This window comes from Parapedobacter luteus (assembly GCF_900168055.1).
Classification (GTDB): domain Bacteria; phylum Bacteroidota; class Bacteroidia; order Sphingobacteriales; family Sphingobacteriaceae; genus Parapedobacter; species Parapedobacter luteus.
Genome location: NZ_FUYS01000006.1, coordinates 1 through 17,642, shown reverse-complemented (window position 1 = coordinate 17,642; position 17,642 = coordinate 1). Strand labels below are relative to the sequence as shown.

At 50.1% G+C, this 17,642-nt stretch carries 9 protein-coding genes and 1 riboswitch; of the genes, 1 reads left to right on the top strand and 8 read right to left on the bottom strand.

Going from position 1 to position 17,642, the window contains the following annotated elements; translation table 11 throughout:
- The 8 genes from B5X72_RS12660 to B5X72_RS12625 form a co-directional block, all read right to left on the bottom strand.
- Complete coding sequence (locus tag B5X72_RS12660) at positions 1 to 1,344, bottom strand: RagB/SusD family nutrient uptake outer membrane protein (protein WP_079717286.1); 1,344 nt, start codon at positions 1,342 to 1,344, stop codon at positions 1 to 3.
- Between the two features lie 8 nt (positions 1,345 to 1,352).
- On the bottom strand, positions 1,353 to 4,328 hold the full coding sequence (locus tag B5X72_RS12655) for a SusC/RagA family TonB-linked outer membrane protein (protein ID WP_176146194.1): 2,976 nt from the start codon (positions 4,326 to 4,328) through the stop codon (positions 1,353 to 1,355).
- A gap of 613 nt (positions 4,329 to 4,941) precedes the next feature.
- Entirely contained in the window at positions 4,942 to 6,369 is a 1,428-nt protein-coding gene (locus B5X72_RS12650) for a RagB/SusD family nutrient uptake outer membrane protein (protein ID WP_245826936.1), read from the bottom strand.
- Between the two features lie 55 nt (positions 6,370 to 6,424).
- Positions 6,425 to 9,535 (bottom strand): SusC/RagA family TonB-linked outer membrane protein, encoded by a 3,111-nt coding sequence (locus B5X72_RS12645; protein WP_079717283.1) that lies wholly within the window; start codon positions 9,533 to 9,535, stop codon positions 6,425 to 6,427.
- 109 nt (positions 9,536 to 9,644) lie between these two features.
- Positions 9,645 to 10,640 (bottom strand): TlpA disulfide reductase family protein, encoded by a 996-nt coding sequence (locus tag B5X72_RS12640; protein WP_079717282.1) that lies wholly within the window; start codon positions 10,638 to 10,640, stop codon positions 9,645 to 9,647.
- Between the two features lie 6 nt (positions 10,641 to 10,646).
- Positions 10,647 to 12,089 carry an amidohydrolase gene (locus tag B5X72_RS12635; RefSeq protein ID WP_079717281.1) on the bottom strand — a complete coding sequence of 481 codons (1,443 nt, stop codon included), beginning with the start codon at positions 12,087 to 12,089 and terminating at the stop codon, positions 10,647 to 10,649.
- A gap of 145 nt (positions 12,090 to 12,234) precedes the next feature.
- A riboswitch (SAM riboswitch) is annotated at positions 12,235 to 12,342 on the bottom strand.
- 205 nt (positions 12,343 to 12,547) lie between these two features.
- Complete coding sequence (locus tag B5X72_RS12630) at positions 12,548 to 14,134, bottom strand: RagB/SusD family nutrient uptake outer membrane protein (protein ID WP_079717280.1); 1,587 nt, start codon at positions 14,132 to 14,134, stop codon at positions 12,548 to 12,550.
- A gap of 18 nt (positions 14,135 to 14,152) precedes the next feature.
- Positions 14,153 to 17,287, bottom strand: a complete 3,135-nt coding sequence (locus B5X72_RS12625) for a SusC/RagA family TonB-linked outer membrane protein (protein ID WP_079717279.1) — start codon at positions 17,285 to 17,287, stop codon at positions 14,153 to 14,155.
- Positions 17,288 to 17,426: 139 nt separating this feature from the next.
- On the opposite strand from B5X72_RS12625, the gene tnpA reads away from it, so the two are divergent.
- Positions 17,427 to 17,642 (top strand): IS66 family insertion sequence element accessory protein TnpA (tnpA, locus tag B5X72_RS20960; RefSeq protein WP_079717278.1); only part of this gene is annotated, 216 nt, incomplete at its 3' end.

Below are 17,642 nucleotides of genomic sequence, written 5' to 3'. Positions count from 1 at the left end.
TTAATAACCTGGATTTTGTTCGACATCAGGATCGGAGAGAATATCCGAAAGTGGAATAGGAAAAAGCCAAAAATTGCGATTGGCCAAACCCAGCACATCACCGGCACGCTCGGTGCGGACCAGATCGAACCAGCGGTGGGCTTCAAACGCAAACTCGACGGCACGTTCTTGTTCAATAGCCAGCAGGATTTCCGCCTGGTCATCAGAGGTTAGGTCATCCGCGTCCGCGCGTGCCCGTATGGTGTTCAGATCGGCCAAAGCACCTTCCAAATTATTGAGGTGGGCGCGTGCTTCTGCGCGGATGAGGTATAACTCGGCAATCCGGATGACGTAAGCCGGATCGACGCTTGAAGAGGTCGTGTTGTACAATACGCCGTAGACCCCCGTACCGCTACCGGCGATAAGTGCGTGGCGGGCGCCACCAATTGCTGGATTATTTAACCATTCAACAGCCCGGTCAGATGGCTTTAGTGTGTATTGCCCGCCAAAGGAACTGGGGTACCAAAGATTCCAATAGCTGTTTCGGTCGTTGACGGAAAACGAGAGCTCGAACACCGATTCCGTGCTTAAAAAAGGTTCGGCAAAAAACTGGTTGAATGGTTTCACCAGCTGGTATTTGGTGTTGTCAATGACTTGCGTAGCATAACTTTCGGCGTCTGCCCATTGGCGGCGATAAAGGTGAAGCCGAGCCCGCAATGCACGGGCAACGCTTTTTTGCGCTCGGTTTCGTGTACTGTTGTCTTCGGGCAACAGTTGTTCGGCCTCTATTAGGTCGGCCAACACTTGGTCGTATGTCTGATCGAGCGTACTCCTTCGGATGCCTTTCAATGCGTCGAGACTTTCCGTTGGCTGCAATTGAAGTTGTATGCCACCCCATCCGCGTCCCAAGTCGAAATAACCCAGCGCCCGGATGAAATAAGCCTCACCCAAAATTTTACTCTTTTCGGCTTCGGGTAGCAGCGGGTCATTGACAGTGGCTATTTTGGCGATAATGTGATTTGCAGTATTGATGGCACTGTAAATGGTCTGATAAGCCGAAACGGTGGTTACATTATCTGCCGGGATAGCATTTTGATCCAATTGCAAGTATTGGCTTAAGGTACCATTGAAAATAATCAAATCTGCAGGCATCGTACCCAACGTGGGATAGGAAGAGGCGTAATAGTTTTGTATTTCATGGTAAGCACCTGTGATTGCTGCCCTCGCCGTACTTGCATCCACGATGGCTACGGACGAGGCAAGGGCATTAGCCGGCAGTTCAGTGAGGTGTTTCTCGCAGGCACCAAATCCGAAGACTAAGGCAACGAGACCGGAGAGCATCGATTTGCGGTTAGTTAGATTCATACAGTATTTTACAAAGTTAAATTAAAACCTAATTGGATTGTCCTGGGTTGCGGCACGGTTGCCCAGTCGTAACCTGCTGTATTCTGACTTGCACTTTGCGAACTCACCTCAGGGTCTAGTCCCCCATAATTGGTGAAGGTAAGCAAATTCGTGGCTTGCAGGTAGGCGCGCAAGCGGCTTAACCCGATTTTGTTACTAACGGTAGGCGGTAAGGTATACCCAAGGGAAACCGTGCGGAGCCTGATGAATGAGCCGTCTTCGAGATAACGGCTGCTGAGACTGGCTACATTGCCGCCGTAGTTGTTGGTGGCCGAATTATTTTCAGTGGGATCGCCACGGTAGGTGGTAAGCCGCGGTATGTCCGTGATATCTCCTGATTGCTGCCAACGTTCCAATTGTCTGGGAATGAATCCGATGTTGGCTTGGGTGCCTCCATGCACCAGAAAGAAATCGTGCATATTTAAAATTTTGTTTCCCTGCTGAAAGTAAAAGAAGAAGCTAAAATCGAACCCCTTGTAGGAGAGGTTGTTCGTCAGCCCACCGGTGTAGTTGGGCAGCGCATTGCCGACAATATGGCGGTCTGCCGAGGTGATGATGCCATCGTTGTTCAGGTCTTGGTAAACGGCATTGCCGGTTTGCGGGTCGACATATAATTGGCGGTACAGGTAGAATGAATTGACAGGATACCCGGCCCTTAGGATGGAGGTGTTTCTCCCAGATGCGCCCTGCGTGATATCTGACGCCAGCTTTTCAATTTTATTCCGGTTGAAACTGATGTTGAAATCCGCACTCCACCGGAAATTGCGATTAGCCACATTTACAGAATTGAGGGCTAATTCAATGCCCTTATTGCGTACTGCACCGTAGTTTTGCAAATACGAGGTAAAACCCGAGCGGTAAGGGACGGGGACATTCAGCAATAAGTCATAGGTATATTTGTTGTAGTAATCGGCAGTGATATGGAGCCGGTTACGGAAAAAACTTAGATCAAGGCCTACGTTGATTTGACGAGTGGTTTCCCATGTTAGGTTTGGATTAGCCAATTGGGAAGGAGAAGTACCCGGTTGTTCAAGGTAATTTGCTCCTGAAGACCAAAGTCCTTGCGCGGCATATGCTCCTATACCATTTTGATTGCCGGATAGGCCAATGCTCGCTCTAAATATCAAGTCGCTGAAGACATTGAGATTTTGGACGAACGGTTCCTGCCCTGCGCGCCAGGTTAGTCCTGCCGACGGAAAATAACCCCAACGGCTGTTTGCGCCGAATTTGGATGAGGCGTCACCACGTAAACTGGCGTCCACCGTGTATCTGCCGAGATACGTATACGTTGCTTTCCCAAAAAACGAAACAAGCTTGGATTGGGCACGGGAAGAAGAACCGGAGCGCGTGGCTGCAACCGAAATGTCTTTCAAATTATTGGTAGCGAAGCCTTGGCCGCTGGCAGATGTGCTTTGATCCAGCACGTTCTGCAAGGTGTTGCCCACCAAAGCATTGATATGGTGCGTGCCGTTATTGCCAAAGGTCTTGATGTAGGTGAGCACTTGTTCGTTGAGTAATACCAAGTTTTTTGTTTCTACTGATGATGCGGATCCGCCGACACTCAGTCCGGCAATGATTAGGGTGTTGGCATAGTTGTTTTCATAAACGCTGTTATTGTCTAAACTCCAGCTACTGCGTAACCGGAGTTCTGGCAGGATGGTGTATTCAGCATAGCCATTGCCAATCGTGCGCCAACCCACGGCATTATTGTCGAGATTTTCTATCAGGGCGATATGATTGTCAAAACTGCCATGGCGCGCAAATGTTCCGTCACCATTGTAAACGGGCAAAAACGAGCGCGGGAAAATTGCCGAATTGATGACACCACGGGGGTTGTTGTCGCTACTGCTCACATTCCGGTATGTACGCGAAAGATTGATGCTGGTGCCTACTTTAAGCTTGCTGGTGACCGCGTTGTCGTAATTAATCCGGCCGGTATAACGGTTGAAGCCGGAAGGTTTGACAATGGATTCCTGATCAAGGTAACCGAAGCTGATGTAATAATTGCTGTTTGCGTTTCCTCCCTGTGCTGACAGCTCATAGTTTTGCGTGCGCGCTGTACGAAATAGGTCGTCGATACGGTTGTAAGTGGCGAAATTGGCGGCGTCGGAGAACGGCAATGTAGCCGTAGCGGGGTCCCGTCCGTCGTCGATGGCTGTGTTTAGGGCTGATTCGTTGAAAAGCTGCGCCGTGGTAGCGCCATCGGTTACTCGAAATCGTTTTGCCGCTTCGGACCACCCTTGGTAGGTATTGAAGCTGATGCTGCCCTTTGTATTCTGCTTACCCCGTTTCGTGGTGATGATGACTACGCCGTTGGCACCCAATGATCCATAGATGGCGGTGGCGTTGGCGTCCTTAAGGATTTGTACATCTTCGATGTCCGAAGGGTTTAAATCGGCCAGAGGGTTGGACTGCTGTTGATTGCCCATGCCGGTTGTAATCGGGTCATTATTGCTGATAAAGACACCGTCTACGACATAAAGCGGATCCACAGATGCATTTATGGAATTGTTTCCCCGGATGCGGAAGGTCACTCCGCCTCCCGGCACACCGGAGTTTGCACCGACTTGCACACCGCTGACCTTGCCCTGTAGGAGCTGGTTGATGCCAGCTGCAGGGATCTCGTTCAGTGCCTCGGCCCTGACACTGGCGATGGCACCAACGATATATTTCCGTTGCTGTGTACTGTAGCCCGTTACCACGACGTCCTCCAGCAATGTGGCGTCCGGCTCAAGCGCTATCTGTATGGGGCTTCGCTGCACGATGACGGTATCTGACTTGTATCCGATATAGCTGACAATCAATGTATAAGGAAAGGGCTGGCCGGTTATGAGCCTAAATGCCCCTTTGTCGTCTGCCGTTGTGCGATGTGTGACACCGGCAATTTGCACGGAAGCGCCAGCGAGGGGCTCCTTCGTCGATGCGTCAATGATCGTTCCGTTCAACGCGGAATTAACTAAAGGTGTGGTTTGTTGTGCCCAAGCCCATGGAGATGTATGACTCAGGGATAAGGCGACTGTTACGCTTATAGCAAGCCATGATTTTCGCCTTAAAAAAGGCGAGGATGGAAAATGTTTTGTGTTATATTTAAGGAACATCGTTGTCTCTGTTTTTAACATAGAAAATAAGCCGGTATGCGGCAATGGTAATTCACGCTGGCATCAGCTGCCAAACGGACCTTTGAAGAAGCCGGATGAAGATAGGGGAGAAACAGCAGTGCTTATTGACAACTGCACGTGTACATGCCGGGCATGTAAGTAGCAAAGGAGGGAGTTGGCGGTTGGGTGGCGGCGGAAGCTTGGAAAGCCCCGTTCCAGGGATATCCATGCCCAAATTCGGACAAAAGAAAAACAGGTCGTATCATCTTATATTTATTTAATTACTTAAGTGTTTCCTTGATGGATGGTCGCTGTTCCTGCACCCAATCCACGCTGTCAAAAGTACGTGATCACCTGCTTCTGATAAACCTATAAATACTACCTATCGTAGGTAGTTTTCATGCCCATTCGGTAAATGGTTGGAAGCGGGAAGGGATCCCAACCCTTCCCGCTTTCTTCATCATAAGTTAGGATTGTTGTTCCATTCATTCACGGGAATGGAAAAAAGGTAATAGGGACTGTTTGCCACTAATGGGCTGTTGTCCGGGAATACCCGGATGTAATGGCCTTTTATTAACAGATGCTGACCGTTGGCCGGATAAGTAAGTGTTGACTCGCTGCGGTCGACGGCGCGTTGCAATCGCAAGATGTCGGTGAGTCGGAATCCTTCACCCCACAATTCGCGGCGGCGTTCGAGCAGGATTTCTTCGATGAGTTGCGCCGCATTGAAGGCGGTTTCTTCGAGCTCGGGCAGGTTCCGTTTCAGGCGGAGTTCGTTCAGTGCGAGGAGGGCGGCTGACAGATGGCCGAGGCGGGCTTCGCTTTCAGCCTCTATAAGCGCTTGCTCAGATGCACGCATTAAAGGAATATGGCCGGCTCGGTCGGGCTTGTTGATGAACTTTTTATACTTAAGCCACCTGTAAATCGGATGTGAGGGGTCACCTTCAAATTCAAACAGCGATTTGCGGATGTCTTGGTCGTCGAATAATTGCCAAAAATAGGGGTCGGGCATGATGCTCCGGTAGCCTGTGGGCGGAGTGACGTCAATGTAAGCGAAAAACGAAGCGCCTCCGAGATTCTGGTCGGCTTGTTGGGGGTGCCCCCATATCCATTCAACGTTACTGGCATCGTTGAAACCTTCGAGGTACTGCTGAGCACTCATAATGGGGAAGCCTTCGCGTGCCTCGCGTGCTTTCTGCGCTGCCAGCTCCCATTGCTCGGTGGCCAGATAAGCGCGAGCCATCAGTCCTTTCACCACGTGTAAGTTGGGCCGGTTTTTGACCGTGCGTTGATACGTCTCGAGCAGTTGTTCGGCGTTTGCTAAGTCAGCAAATACTTGATTGTATACGGCTTCTACGGTAGCCCGGCTTTTCCCTTCAGAAGCTGGGCTTGTTGGCTCGGTATAGATAGGTACAGCTGGCGCGTCTTTGTCTTTGGCGTACGTAAATTGGTATTGTTGCACGAGGTTGAGGTAGGCAAATGCCCGCAGTGCATAGGCTTGTCCTTTTAGCCACTTTTTTTCGTCGTCCGTACCATCGGCGCGATCCGTGTTGGCGAGAATGTTGTTGGCATTGTCGATGACTTTATAAAGTAATGTCCAGAAGAACAGCGCCCGTCTTGTGGTGTTGTCATAAGGGTCGCGGAACGGGTAGGAGTCTCGGAATCCGTATACTCCGTCCCTGGCGATCGCGTCTTCGCCCATCACCTCGTTAGTCAGCATGATTGCTGCGAATCCCGGATTGTCTTGGGAGGTGGCATTTTCCATCAAATACCGGATGGTGCCATTTACCAGCGCATCGATGTTTTGGGTCGAAGAGAAGGCTTCATTGCCTGTGAGGTTATTGGCAGGAGCCGTGTCGAAAAAGCTGTCACTGCATGAGGTAGTCAAAAAGACTAGCCAAACGCATACTATAAAAGTTATGTTCAATCGTTTCATCGTCTTGTTAAAATGAAATATCCATACCAAAAGTGAATGTTTTTTGCGCCGGATAACGGTAAAAAGTTACCCCATCCACGGCTTGTTCGGGATCGAGGCCATCCGGTCCGAAAAAGGTTAGTAGGTTTTCACCCCGTCCATATACACGTAAGTGCTGCAAACCAATACGGCTGGTCCACGAAGAAGGGAATGTGTAGGCCAGGTTGACGTTGCGCAACCGCGCATAGCTGGCATCGTAAAGAAAACGCGATGATATGCCATTCCAGCCCGTGGTTACCGTGGTGAGGCGCGGTATATCGGTGTTGGGGTTGTCAGGGGTCCAGCGGTTGAGCATGTCGCTGCTCCAGGTACGGCCAAAGTTTTCGCCGTTGTGGGATAGCATGACGCGATCCAGGTCAAGTATCTTGCCGCCGAGTGAATAGGCCAATAAAGCCGATAATTCAAAACGTTTATACGTAAATGTGCTTGTCACGCCGCCGTAGAAATCAGGCAGCGAACTGCCCTGAAAATATTGGTCGGCGTCTGCAAAGACACTGGTGGTCGAACGGCCGCTTGACGCATCGCCTTTATACCAAAGCGGCTTGCCGTTTTCCGGATCCACACCCGCCCATTCGCGGATATAAAAGTCATATACCGAGCTGCCCACGACCAGTTTTTTTGTGCTTCCTAACTGGCCAACGTTACCTGAAATGATTTCGTTTTGTGGCAATTCGGTGATCTTGTTGGTGAAATGAGCAAAGTTCACACCCAAGTTCCAGCGGAATCCGCTGGCATTGACAAGAACACCCTGCAGCTGTCCTTCAAAGCCTGTGTTTTGTAGCGAGCCGATATTGTCGTCGATTTCACCGAACCCAAGTGACGGCGCCAGCGGCCTGCTGAATAACAAGTCTTTAGAGCTGCGTTTGTAGACTTCGAAGGTCCCGCTCAAACGGTTGTTGAGTATTGCAAAGTCCAGCGCAGCATTGAAATTGAGGTTAGTTTCCCACTTTAAGCCCGGCGTGGGCAAACGGGCAGTAATTAGCCCCGCCTGGCCAAGGCTGTTGTATATCGAATAAAGGTCTTGGTAAGCATAGTATCCCCCCAAGTTGTCGTTTCCTTGTGCGCCATAGCTTGTCCGTATGGTCAGGTTGTCGAGCCACGACACGTCAGCGAGAAAAGCTTCGGACTTGGCGTTCCACGAAGCGCCCAAGGACCAGAAATCGCCCCAGCGCGACTCAGGGCTGAAGCGGGAAGAACCGTCTCGCCTGAAGCTGGCCGAAAAGAAGTACCGCTGGTCATAATTATATTCCAGTTTGCCGAGGAAACTGGCAAGCTTGTAGTTGTCGGACAAACCGGTGAATGCCGTGATGAGCGAAGCCGCGGCGGGTTCTTGCTTGCCAGAAAAGCCAAAGTTACTGCGCCCACCGGATAGCGACGACACGTTGTAAACATAAATCTCCTGCCCGGCCAGTATATTGACATGATGCCTTTCGGCGAAGTCAAATGTGTAATCCAACAGGTTGTTGAATGTATAACCCAACGCCCGAGAGGCGCTTTTGGTGACGGAACCCCGGTTTGCTACTCCGCTGCCGAAGTCCGGATTGGTATACGAATGGTTCAGAGCGTTGGTGTAGTCGGCGTTGATGCTGCTTTTAAAATGTAAACCAGGGACGAGGTTAAGCTGGACGTGGCCGCGGAAGGTGATGAGATCCCGCTTATTATTGTGCTTGTTAAGATAAGCCTGTCCAAGTAAATTGGTTCCTGCCGATGCCGTGCTGGGACGGTAATTGCCAAAATCGTAGATGCGATTGCCGTTATGGTCAAGTTTGTAAGAGCCATCCGGATTGCGTTCGTATAGCGGATAGATGTTAGCTATTAGCCGACCGATGTTGGCGTAATTCCCCGTGTTGCTGTCGGACTGCGGTGGTGCATCTTGGTTAGTCGTAGACGCGGATATGTTGACGCCCGTTTCAAACCAGCGATTAACCTTGGTGTTGTAGTTTACCCGGGCACTGAGTCTGGTAAATTGTGAACCGATAATGAAGCCTTGATCCCTGAGGTATCCTCCAGACACAAAATAGCGGGATGAATTGCCGCCGCCGCTGATGCCGAGATCGATTTGGTTGCGCATGCCGTTGCGCGCCAGGGATTCGGCCCAATCATCATTCCATAATGGGGTAGCTCCAGCCAAAAGGCGGCCATTACTTCCCACTGGATTGGGGTAGCTTGGTCCGAATGGGTTTATCTTCAGTGTATTGACGAGTTCATTGCTGGCGTATTGCGCCGCTTCTTCCGGGGTTTTCCCTTGATCCAACTGATTGTTGCGCAAGGCCTCCCATTGCAATTCGAAATAATGCTGTGTGCTCAATTTACTGTAGTCTTCTACAGCCCTGTTGGATATACCCGAATTGGCGTTGAGTGTCACGGTCGGGTTGGCGTCGAAATTTCCTTGTTTAGTGGTGATGATGATGACGCCGTTGGCTCCCCTGGACCCATAAAGTGCGCTTGCCGCGGCGTCTTTCAATACCGATATGGATTGGATGTCGGCAGGATTGATTGCGTTGATATCGCCGGCGTAGGGTGCGCCGTCCACCACGTAGAGCGGGGCACTGGACGCATTGACAGAGCCGATGCCGCGTAAGCGTATTTCGGCGTCGCTGCCCGGTTGTCCGGCCGAGGCTACAGATTGCAAGCCTGGTACAAGCCCCTGCAACGTCCGGCTCACGCTTGAAACCTGCTGCTTGTTGATCTCCGTGGCGCTGACCACAGATGCTGAACCTGTATAGGTGGCCTTGGTAGCGGTGCCATAGGCGACGACCACTACTTCACTGAGCGCACTGTTGACCGGGTTGAGCGACACGTCCAATGTGCCCGTCGTGGCTGGTAGTTCACGTGATTCATAGCCGATGTAACTAAAAACCAACGTGGTGTTGGCGGCAACATGAATGGTATATCGGCCGTCACTGTTGGTAGTCGTAGTGGTTTCCGTACCCTTTACTACGATATTGACACCAGCCAGTGGCTCATTCGTGTTGGCATCGCGCACTTGTCCCTGAACCGTCTCCTGCCTGGCCAGCCCAGCCGTGGGATTGACGATTAACCCGATCAGGCACGATAGGATAAAAATCAATGGTTTCATATTTATTTGTAATTTTTATTAAAATATGGTCAGCGCATTTATTGGGCAAAGCTCACGCAAGGGAGGGATAATCGTCCCTCCTTGCGGCTGCCTTTTTGCGTTTTTTAGCTTATTCGCCTAGCAATTCCTGTAATTTTTTCTGCAGTTCTTCCCCCCGGAGATTCCGCGCGACGATAGTCCCATCTGGTCCAATCAGAAAATTCGCCGGGATGGCCCGTACTCCATAAATAGCCGCAGCTTCACTTTCCCAAAATGTCAGGTCGGACACATGCGGCCAGGTAAGCTTATCGGCATCGATTGCTTTTAGCCAGGCCTCTTTTGTCTTGTCGAGTGAGACGCCGAAGACAGTGAAGCCCTTATCCTTGTACCGTTGGTAGGCGGCCACGACATTGGGGTTCTCCCTGCGGCAGGGGCCGCACCATGCAGCCCAGAAATCCAGCAGTACGTACCCTTTACCGAGGTGGTCAGAAAAGCGAATGGTGCTTCCGTCCGGTGCGTTAGAAGTAAAGTCAGGGGCTTTATTACCCGGTAATACGGTTTCCAGCGTATTGGCGAGCCCGAGTAATACGGTTGCGTACTGGGTATGCTGTAGTGACGGAGCGAGTTGGCTTACATAATCCCTGATTTCTGAAGGGCTCAGCCTGTAGGCAAAGTAACGGTATAGAACATACGCGGAGGTGATCGAGGCAGGGTCTTCCTTGATGAAATCGGCAATTTGTATATTCCGCTGGCGGTTGCTGTAATCCACGAAGCGGTCATGCGATTTTGAGCCGGATACCACGGTATTGCGATAGGATTCATTGGCGTCAAACGACACCGATATCGGCCCCTCTTCCAGGAAGATGTAAAACGGAGTTTTATCCTTGTCAAGCGTAAGCCCGTACAGTTCGGGAAGCAGCACGTTCGTATTGAAGCTGAACGTGCCGTTTTGAAGTGCCGCCGAATCAATCGTGTGGAAAATCTTATTATCAAACCGCTGTAGGTATATCGTGCCGGTTTGCATGTCCTTTACGGTACCCTTAAGCTGTAGCGGTTTGGCTTGCTGGGCATATACAGCACTGAGCAAAAGTGTTGAGAGTATGCTTAATGTTATTCTTGTTTTCATATTTCGTTAGTTGTTTTTTAAACGATAATCCAGTGCTGGGGCGCGGTCGCCAAGTAATGACTCATAGCGGAAGTTGGCACCCCTGCGGGATTCGAACTCTTCTTTTACTTCATTGATCAACGTTGGCTTGGTATAAAGGTCTATAGCTGTGAGGGCAAAGACCTTTGCGGTATTGATGAGCGACTTGGTGCCGATGGTGGTTCCGCCGGACGCCACATTCTGCCAGCTGTGGCCAGCACTTCCAGGTACGAAGGTAGCGGTTCCAAATGATACGGTTGGTACGTTCCAGCTTACGTCACCGACGTCTGACGAACCACCTCCCTGTGACGGTTTTTCTTCCTCCAGCGGCTGGACTTTCGCAACGTCATCCAACGCAGCGCTGTTAAGGCCCAAATCTTTCACGATAGCTTCGGCGAAAGCCCGCTCCCGGCTGTCATAGTGAATGCCGCCCACTGTTTCAAGATTTTTTTGCACGATCGCCGCTAGTCGTCGATTAGGCAGTTTCTCGTAGAATCCTGCAATAATTTCGCTGCTTACCGTGGTTTGGGTGCCTTTGGCAGCCCCTTCGGCAGCTTCGTTTACCCAACTGACGAGGTCTTGCAGTACCTCCCGCTTAGGATGGCGGATGTAATAGGATACCTTAGCGACTTCGGGTACTACGTTGGGTGCCTCGCCTCCGTTAGTAATGACATAATGGATACGTGACTCTGACGGAATATGCTCGCGGAGCAGGTTGACCATGTAGTTAAGGGCTTCCACGCCATCTAACGCGGAGCGCCCTTTATCGGGACTGGCTGCCGCGTGTGCCGCCTTGCCGTGGAAGGTATAATCAACCATTTGGATAGCCGTACCCGTAGCTACGTTCACGGCATTTCTCGTGGCAGGGTGCCAATCCAATACGACATCGATTCCCTTGAAGAAACCATCCCGCACCAGATAAACTTTCCCGCCGCCGCCTTCTTCTGCTGGGGTGCCAAATACTTTTATGGTACCCTGGTGGCCGGTGCTTGCCAGCCATTCCTTGATGGCGACGGCCCCCGCTACCGAGGCGGTGCCAAATACGTTGTGTCCACAGGCATGGCCGTTTCCGCCTTCAGTTATCGGCTTGCGGTAAGGTACGGTATCCTGGGATATCCCCGGCAATGCATCAAACTCGGCTAAGATGCCGATGACAGGACTGCCACTGCCATAAGTGGCGATGAATGACGTGGGCATTCCCGCTAATCCGGCCTCTACGGCAAAACCCTGTTCTTCAAGATGATTTTGGAGAATTCCTGAACTTTCCTTTTCCAGAAAGCCCAATTCAGGGGTTGACCAGATAGCTTTTTGGATTTGGTCGTAAGTTTGGAACGAACGGTCTAAATAACTTAACGGGATATCCGTCGTGTTTTGACCAAATAGGGCGAAGGGAAGTAGTATGAGTACGATAAATGTTTGTTTTTTAATCATGTCTGTCGCTATGTTAGTTTTGTGATAACTACGTTTTCATCATTGCCGGTCCCGTCGTGGCTCATCCTCGTTTTGATAATCAAGTAAGTGTCTTCAAGTAGCTGAGATAATTGGATGCTTGGCATCGCGTACATAGCAAGCATTTCACTTATCTACACCTTTGGCAGCGCCCAAGGCAGGATTTAGCACCTTAATGTAGCTTCAGGTTGCTAAGACGTCACAGGGCCTTTCCCTCGGTCTTTCTTGATAAGCACAAACAAAAAGAACTCGGCGGAGCAAAAGTAAAAATAAAAACTATTAAGTTTATAGATTTTATGTGAAATATTTATTTGTGGCGACAATGCTTGCAGCAGAAGTAAAGCGATTATTAAAAACAAAAAGAGAGGCCTTATAACTAAAGCCTCTCCGGTCTAACGGGTTTCGAAATGATCCCCGCATAAGAAGTTATTTAACGGGTGTTAATAATTAGGGTTTTGCTGATTAGCCAGAATTGGATTTGTTGTGACTTCCGTGTTATTGATCGGCCATAGGAAGCGGTAGTCGCTATATGGAATGGCTGGAATCTCTGCGGCGATAGCGGGTTTTCCGACCCCGTAATCCGATCCGTCGTTTTGAAATACACCGCCCCAAGCGCCCGATTTAATCTTCGCTGGAATACCTCCGGTGCTGTAATCAGGGTCCAGCACCAATCGGTGGATGTCTGGCCAGCGGCGTCCTTCTGCGGCAAATTCAATACGTCTTTCGTTTAGAATCGCCTGGATTAAGTCAGTAGGAGCTGATGTAAAACGCGCATCGGCTGGCACGGAGCGATCACGGACAGCATTGAGCAGCAACAGTGCCTGCCCCGTATTGCCCGTTCTGGCATACGCTTCCGAGACATTCAGTAATACCTCTGCATATCGAAGGATTGGAGCCCAATCGGATTGGGTGGTGTAGTCTGTGTATTTCTTGGTAAAGAAATGACGGTACGTCCCTGTCTCGTCTTGTACCTGGAGCAGCTCACGGCGTAAATCACCTGCTACCCAAAACGATGCATTATATAGGTTAGGACTGGTTGATACCAATCCGCGGCCACCAGGTCCTGCGGGACCCAGCATGCGGGCGAGTGAGCCATTGGTGCCTGGGTTTGAATTTTGTCCGTTAGCAATTGAGAATATGGATTCGGTGTTGTTTGAGTAATTAGTGAATGGTCCGTCAGGACTTGCTGTCAGCGAGTAGCTACCTATCGGGCTGGTAAACGTACCGCCGGTGGCATCGGTGCCCAATTTAGTTCCTTCGGCAATTACACCTGCCCAATCGCCAAGATGCAGTTTGATTCTTGTTTTTAAGCCGATTGCGGCACCCTTTCCTGCTCTGTTGATGGGGCTGTTTGCGGGTAGCACACTTTCTGCATAATCAAGGTCGGCAAGGATCTTTTCATAGGTGCCGGCAACCGTGCCGCGGTCTACCGTGCTCGCCCGTTCAACTGTCTCCGTGGAATTAATGCCAAAATCACGGTAGGGCACACCATAGGCACCGGCATTCGCCCCCTCGGCATAAGGTAGGCTGAAGTGCAACAGCAGTTCGTGATGTGATAAAGCTCTTAAGAACCGAGCCTCGCCTTCATAAACATTAGCCGCTTCCGGGGTGATGATTCCTGCGGATTCCGCTCCGCGCACACCTTCTATGAATAGGTTCGCCTGGTTAATAAGGTTGTAGAGCTGATCCCAATGGTTGGTGTTGTTTGCCGAGGTCGTTGAGTAGGTAGCCTCATAGGTGATTTGGTAAAACTGCTCCAGATTCACCACATCTTCACCTCGAACCTCAGCCTGCTGGATAGATGCCGCTCCAAATGGATATCCCCGTCCGGCTCCACCGGCGTAAGTACCGATGGCTGCTTGGCTGTATACTCCGTTTGCTGCCAATTCGACGTTTTCAGGTGTGTCAAATATTGCTGCTTCGGATAGTCGATTATAGGGGCCTAATTCCGTAAAACTATCCTTGCAGGAAGATGTGGCAAAGACCAATCCGCTCAATAGTATTAATGTCTTGTTTATCCTTTTCATTTCGTGTCAGATTTTTGATTATAAACTCAAGTTGATGCCAAACGTGAATGTTCTGGGGACTGGGTTTACGTTGTCGTCCAGGCTGGGCGCTCTGTTTGTTGTGACGCTGTTTGCAATTTCCGGGTCGATACCTGAATATCCCGTGATGACAAAGGCGTTCTGTACCGAGGCATAGATCCGGGCGTTGTTCACGTTGATCCGACTTAGCAGCGCTTGGGGCAATCGGTACCCCAAGGAGATGTTTTGGAAACGCAAATACTTTCCATCTTCAAGGAAGCGGCTGTTCAAATGGCCGGCTTGATTAAGGCGGTTGGTCTGTCCGGCCCACAGGATCGGAACATCTGTGTTTGGATTTTCAGGTGTCCATGCATTGAGCATTTCCCGGCTGTTGTTTGCGTAAGATTGGGTGGTGAGGGTCGATTGACGGGTGAGGTTGTAGACCTTGTGCCCACCAGCAAATGTCAGGAATAAGCTAGAGTCAAAGTTTTTGTAGTTGAGGGTATTGTTGAATCCACCATACCAAGTTGGGTTTGACTGGCCTAAAAAGATTTTGTCTTCAACTGCATTTAAGGCGCGCGTTGTTTGAGAGGTGTTCGATGGGTCGTTTGGATGGAATATCGACCATGATCCATCTTGAGGGTGGATTTGGGCCAACGTCCGAACTCCATCTAAATATTGGACGAAAACAGGGTAGCCGTTTGCCGGATTCACCCCATAATATTCGTAGCCGAAAAATTCAGCGATAGAGCGTCCGACTTCAGTTCTGTGGTATGTATTTACCAGGGGTGCGCCGGCCAGCTGCGTAATTTCGTTTTTGACGAAGGTTAAATTCAGGTTAGAAGTCCACGAGAAATTAGTCTTGTGGATATTCGTTGTGTTTAGGGTGAATTCCCATCCTTTGTTATTTAGCCTGCCGACATTTGTGTTTATCTCATTGCCGGGTATGCCTTGCGAAGGCGGGACGGGGACGGCCAAAATCAAGTTGTCAACATCATTTTGGAACCAATCGGCTGTCAGTGTTACCCGGCTGGCGAACAGGGACAGATCCAAGCCTACGTTGGTTTTTTTACTTGTTTCGAATGTTAGATCGGGGTTGCCGACCTGCGAAAAGAAAAATCCGCTGATGTCGCCGTATAAACGAGGGGCATAGACGCCTGCATAAGGAAACGCGCCGATTTCAACGTTGCCGACTTCGGCATAACCTCCCCGTATTTTTAAGTCATCGATGAAGCTTAATCCATCAGCATTTTTAAAGAATCCTTCCTCTGAAAGCCGCCAACCCAACGATATACCGGGTAGCGTGGCTCCTTGGTTGCCCCATGGTAGGGACGAAATTTTGTCATGTCTCAGGGTTGCTGTAAGTAGGTACCGGTCCAATACCGAATAATTCAGCCGCCCAAAGAGTGACGTGAGCGATCTTTCCTCGTAGCCGCCGCCAGAATTTTGTGTTCCGAACGTGCCGGAGATAATGTTCTTTTCGCCGAAAAAGGTATGCGCGAGGTCAATGCCTTGGCCAAAGAAGTTGTTGTCAAAGCTTTTCTGTGCTTCATAGCCGCCGACGAATCCGATTTTGTGGATACCGACCTGCTTATTGTAAGTGAGCGTATTTAGCCAGTTGTAGCGGAAAAAGCGGGAGTAGTAGTTGTAGACTACACCATTGCTGCCTCTACCGTCGCCGTGGTCAGGATTTTGGTATTGGAAACGCTCGGTGTTTAGGTTGATGAGGCTAATCTGCGTTCTGAGGTTCAGCCCGTCGGTAATTTTGACATCTGCAAACGTAGATCCGGTAAAGTTCAGGCTTTTCGTATCAAACCAGTTGTGGTCTAAAACATATTGGAGGTTGGTCCGATTGTCTACAGTGTTGAATAGGTTTGCGCCACTGCCTAATGCGGTCCCCGATGGATTAAGGTTGTATGTGCCGTCGGGCCACACGGCCGGAACATTCGGTGGAAGTAATACTGCGCTGTTTACGTTGCCGGATAAGGCACCTGCTCCGGTGTTTAATCCGGTGTTTGTGGTGTGGGATAATGATCCGGTAACACCCAAAGTGAGGTAGTTATTTAGCGTTTTATGCTCCAGGTTTGTCCTTAGCTGATAACGAGTTTGGTCGTTGTTGACTGTGATCCCTTGCAAATCCGAATAACCTAATGAGAAGTAGTAGCTTGTCGTTGGCGTAGCTCCGCTGAATGACAACGCATGGTTTTGCTGAAAGCCGGTCCTAAAGACGATGTCTTGCCAGTCGGTGTTGTATGGCTCATTGGTTTCAGGGTTAAGTGTAGGGTTGGCCATGGATGAGGTTACCCCAGTGTTTGCGGCTTTTTGGTTGTTTACAGCGATAAACTCGTCAGCATTGAGTAAGTCGAACCGCTTAGCCGGTTGCGTAGAGGCAATCCAGCCATCGTACGTTAGTTGGGCTGCGCCTGATTTGCCCTTTTTGGTGGTTATCAATATGACCCCATTAGCAGCTCTGGATCCGTAGATGGCGGTAGCCGAGCCGTCTTTGAGTACTTCTACGCTCTCAATGTCATTGGGGTTGATATCTCCGAGCGGATTATAAGCAGCGTTCCCCGAACCCCAGTTGCCGGATACGTAAGGCAAGCCATCGACTACATATAAAGGTTCGGCGCTGTTCGAGATGGAGTTTGTGCCCCGTATACGCACGCGGGCTGCCTGGCCAAGGATGCCACTCGGTGTGGAGGCTTGTACGCCAGACACCTGTCCTTGAAGGAATTTGTCAAAACTGGGTAGCGCGACATTCTGAAAGGCTTCACCCTTTACCGTGCCTATTGAGCCGGTCAGATCCCGTCTTTCTTGTGTGCCATAACCAGTCACCACGACCTCGCTTAATGCGGTCGCATCAACAGTCATTACCACATTAAGTACATTGCTTGACCCCACCTCCACGGTCCGGGAAATGTATCCGAGAAATCGGAATTCCAGGGTTTTAACAGTTGATGGGACATTGATGGTGTACGTCCCCGAGGCATCAGTTTGAGTGGCGACGCTTGTTCCAACAGCGAGCACCGACACCCCGGCTATCGGAGCGCCGTCGTCAGAAGCGGTGACGCTACCGCTAATTCTCCTGTCTTGCGCATGGACTGATCCTATCAGCGCAATGCCCAGCATAAAAAAACATAGTAGTTTTTCTTTCATGTGATTGAATGTTAAGTGAAAAATTGATGGTATTTAGAGAAAAGTTATCTCCCAAGTTTAAATAACGTATCCGCCCGACCAAGTACATCTTTATTGATTAATTGATCCGCTGTAGTTTTACGGGCTAAATATTATTGATATGAAAGAGCGTAGAGACTACATGTTTACCCTTGTCCGTCAGTGGCGTGAGAGTGGTTTGACCCGGCAGGAGTTCTGCCTTCAGCATGGCATCACCGTGGGTAAGTTCGGTTATTGGATCAGTCGCTGGAAAGAGGATCAATCCGGCGGGGATAATGGCTTTATTCCGATGGGTTCACCCAAGAGGGCAGGCCATTGTGTCTTATCGGTTATTTAT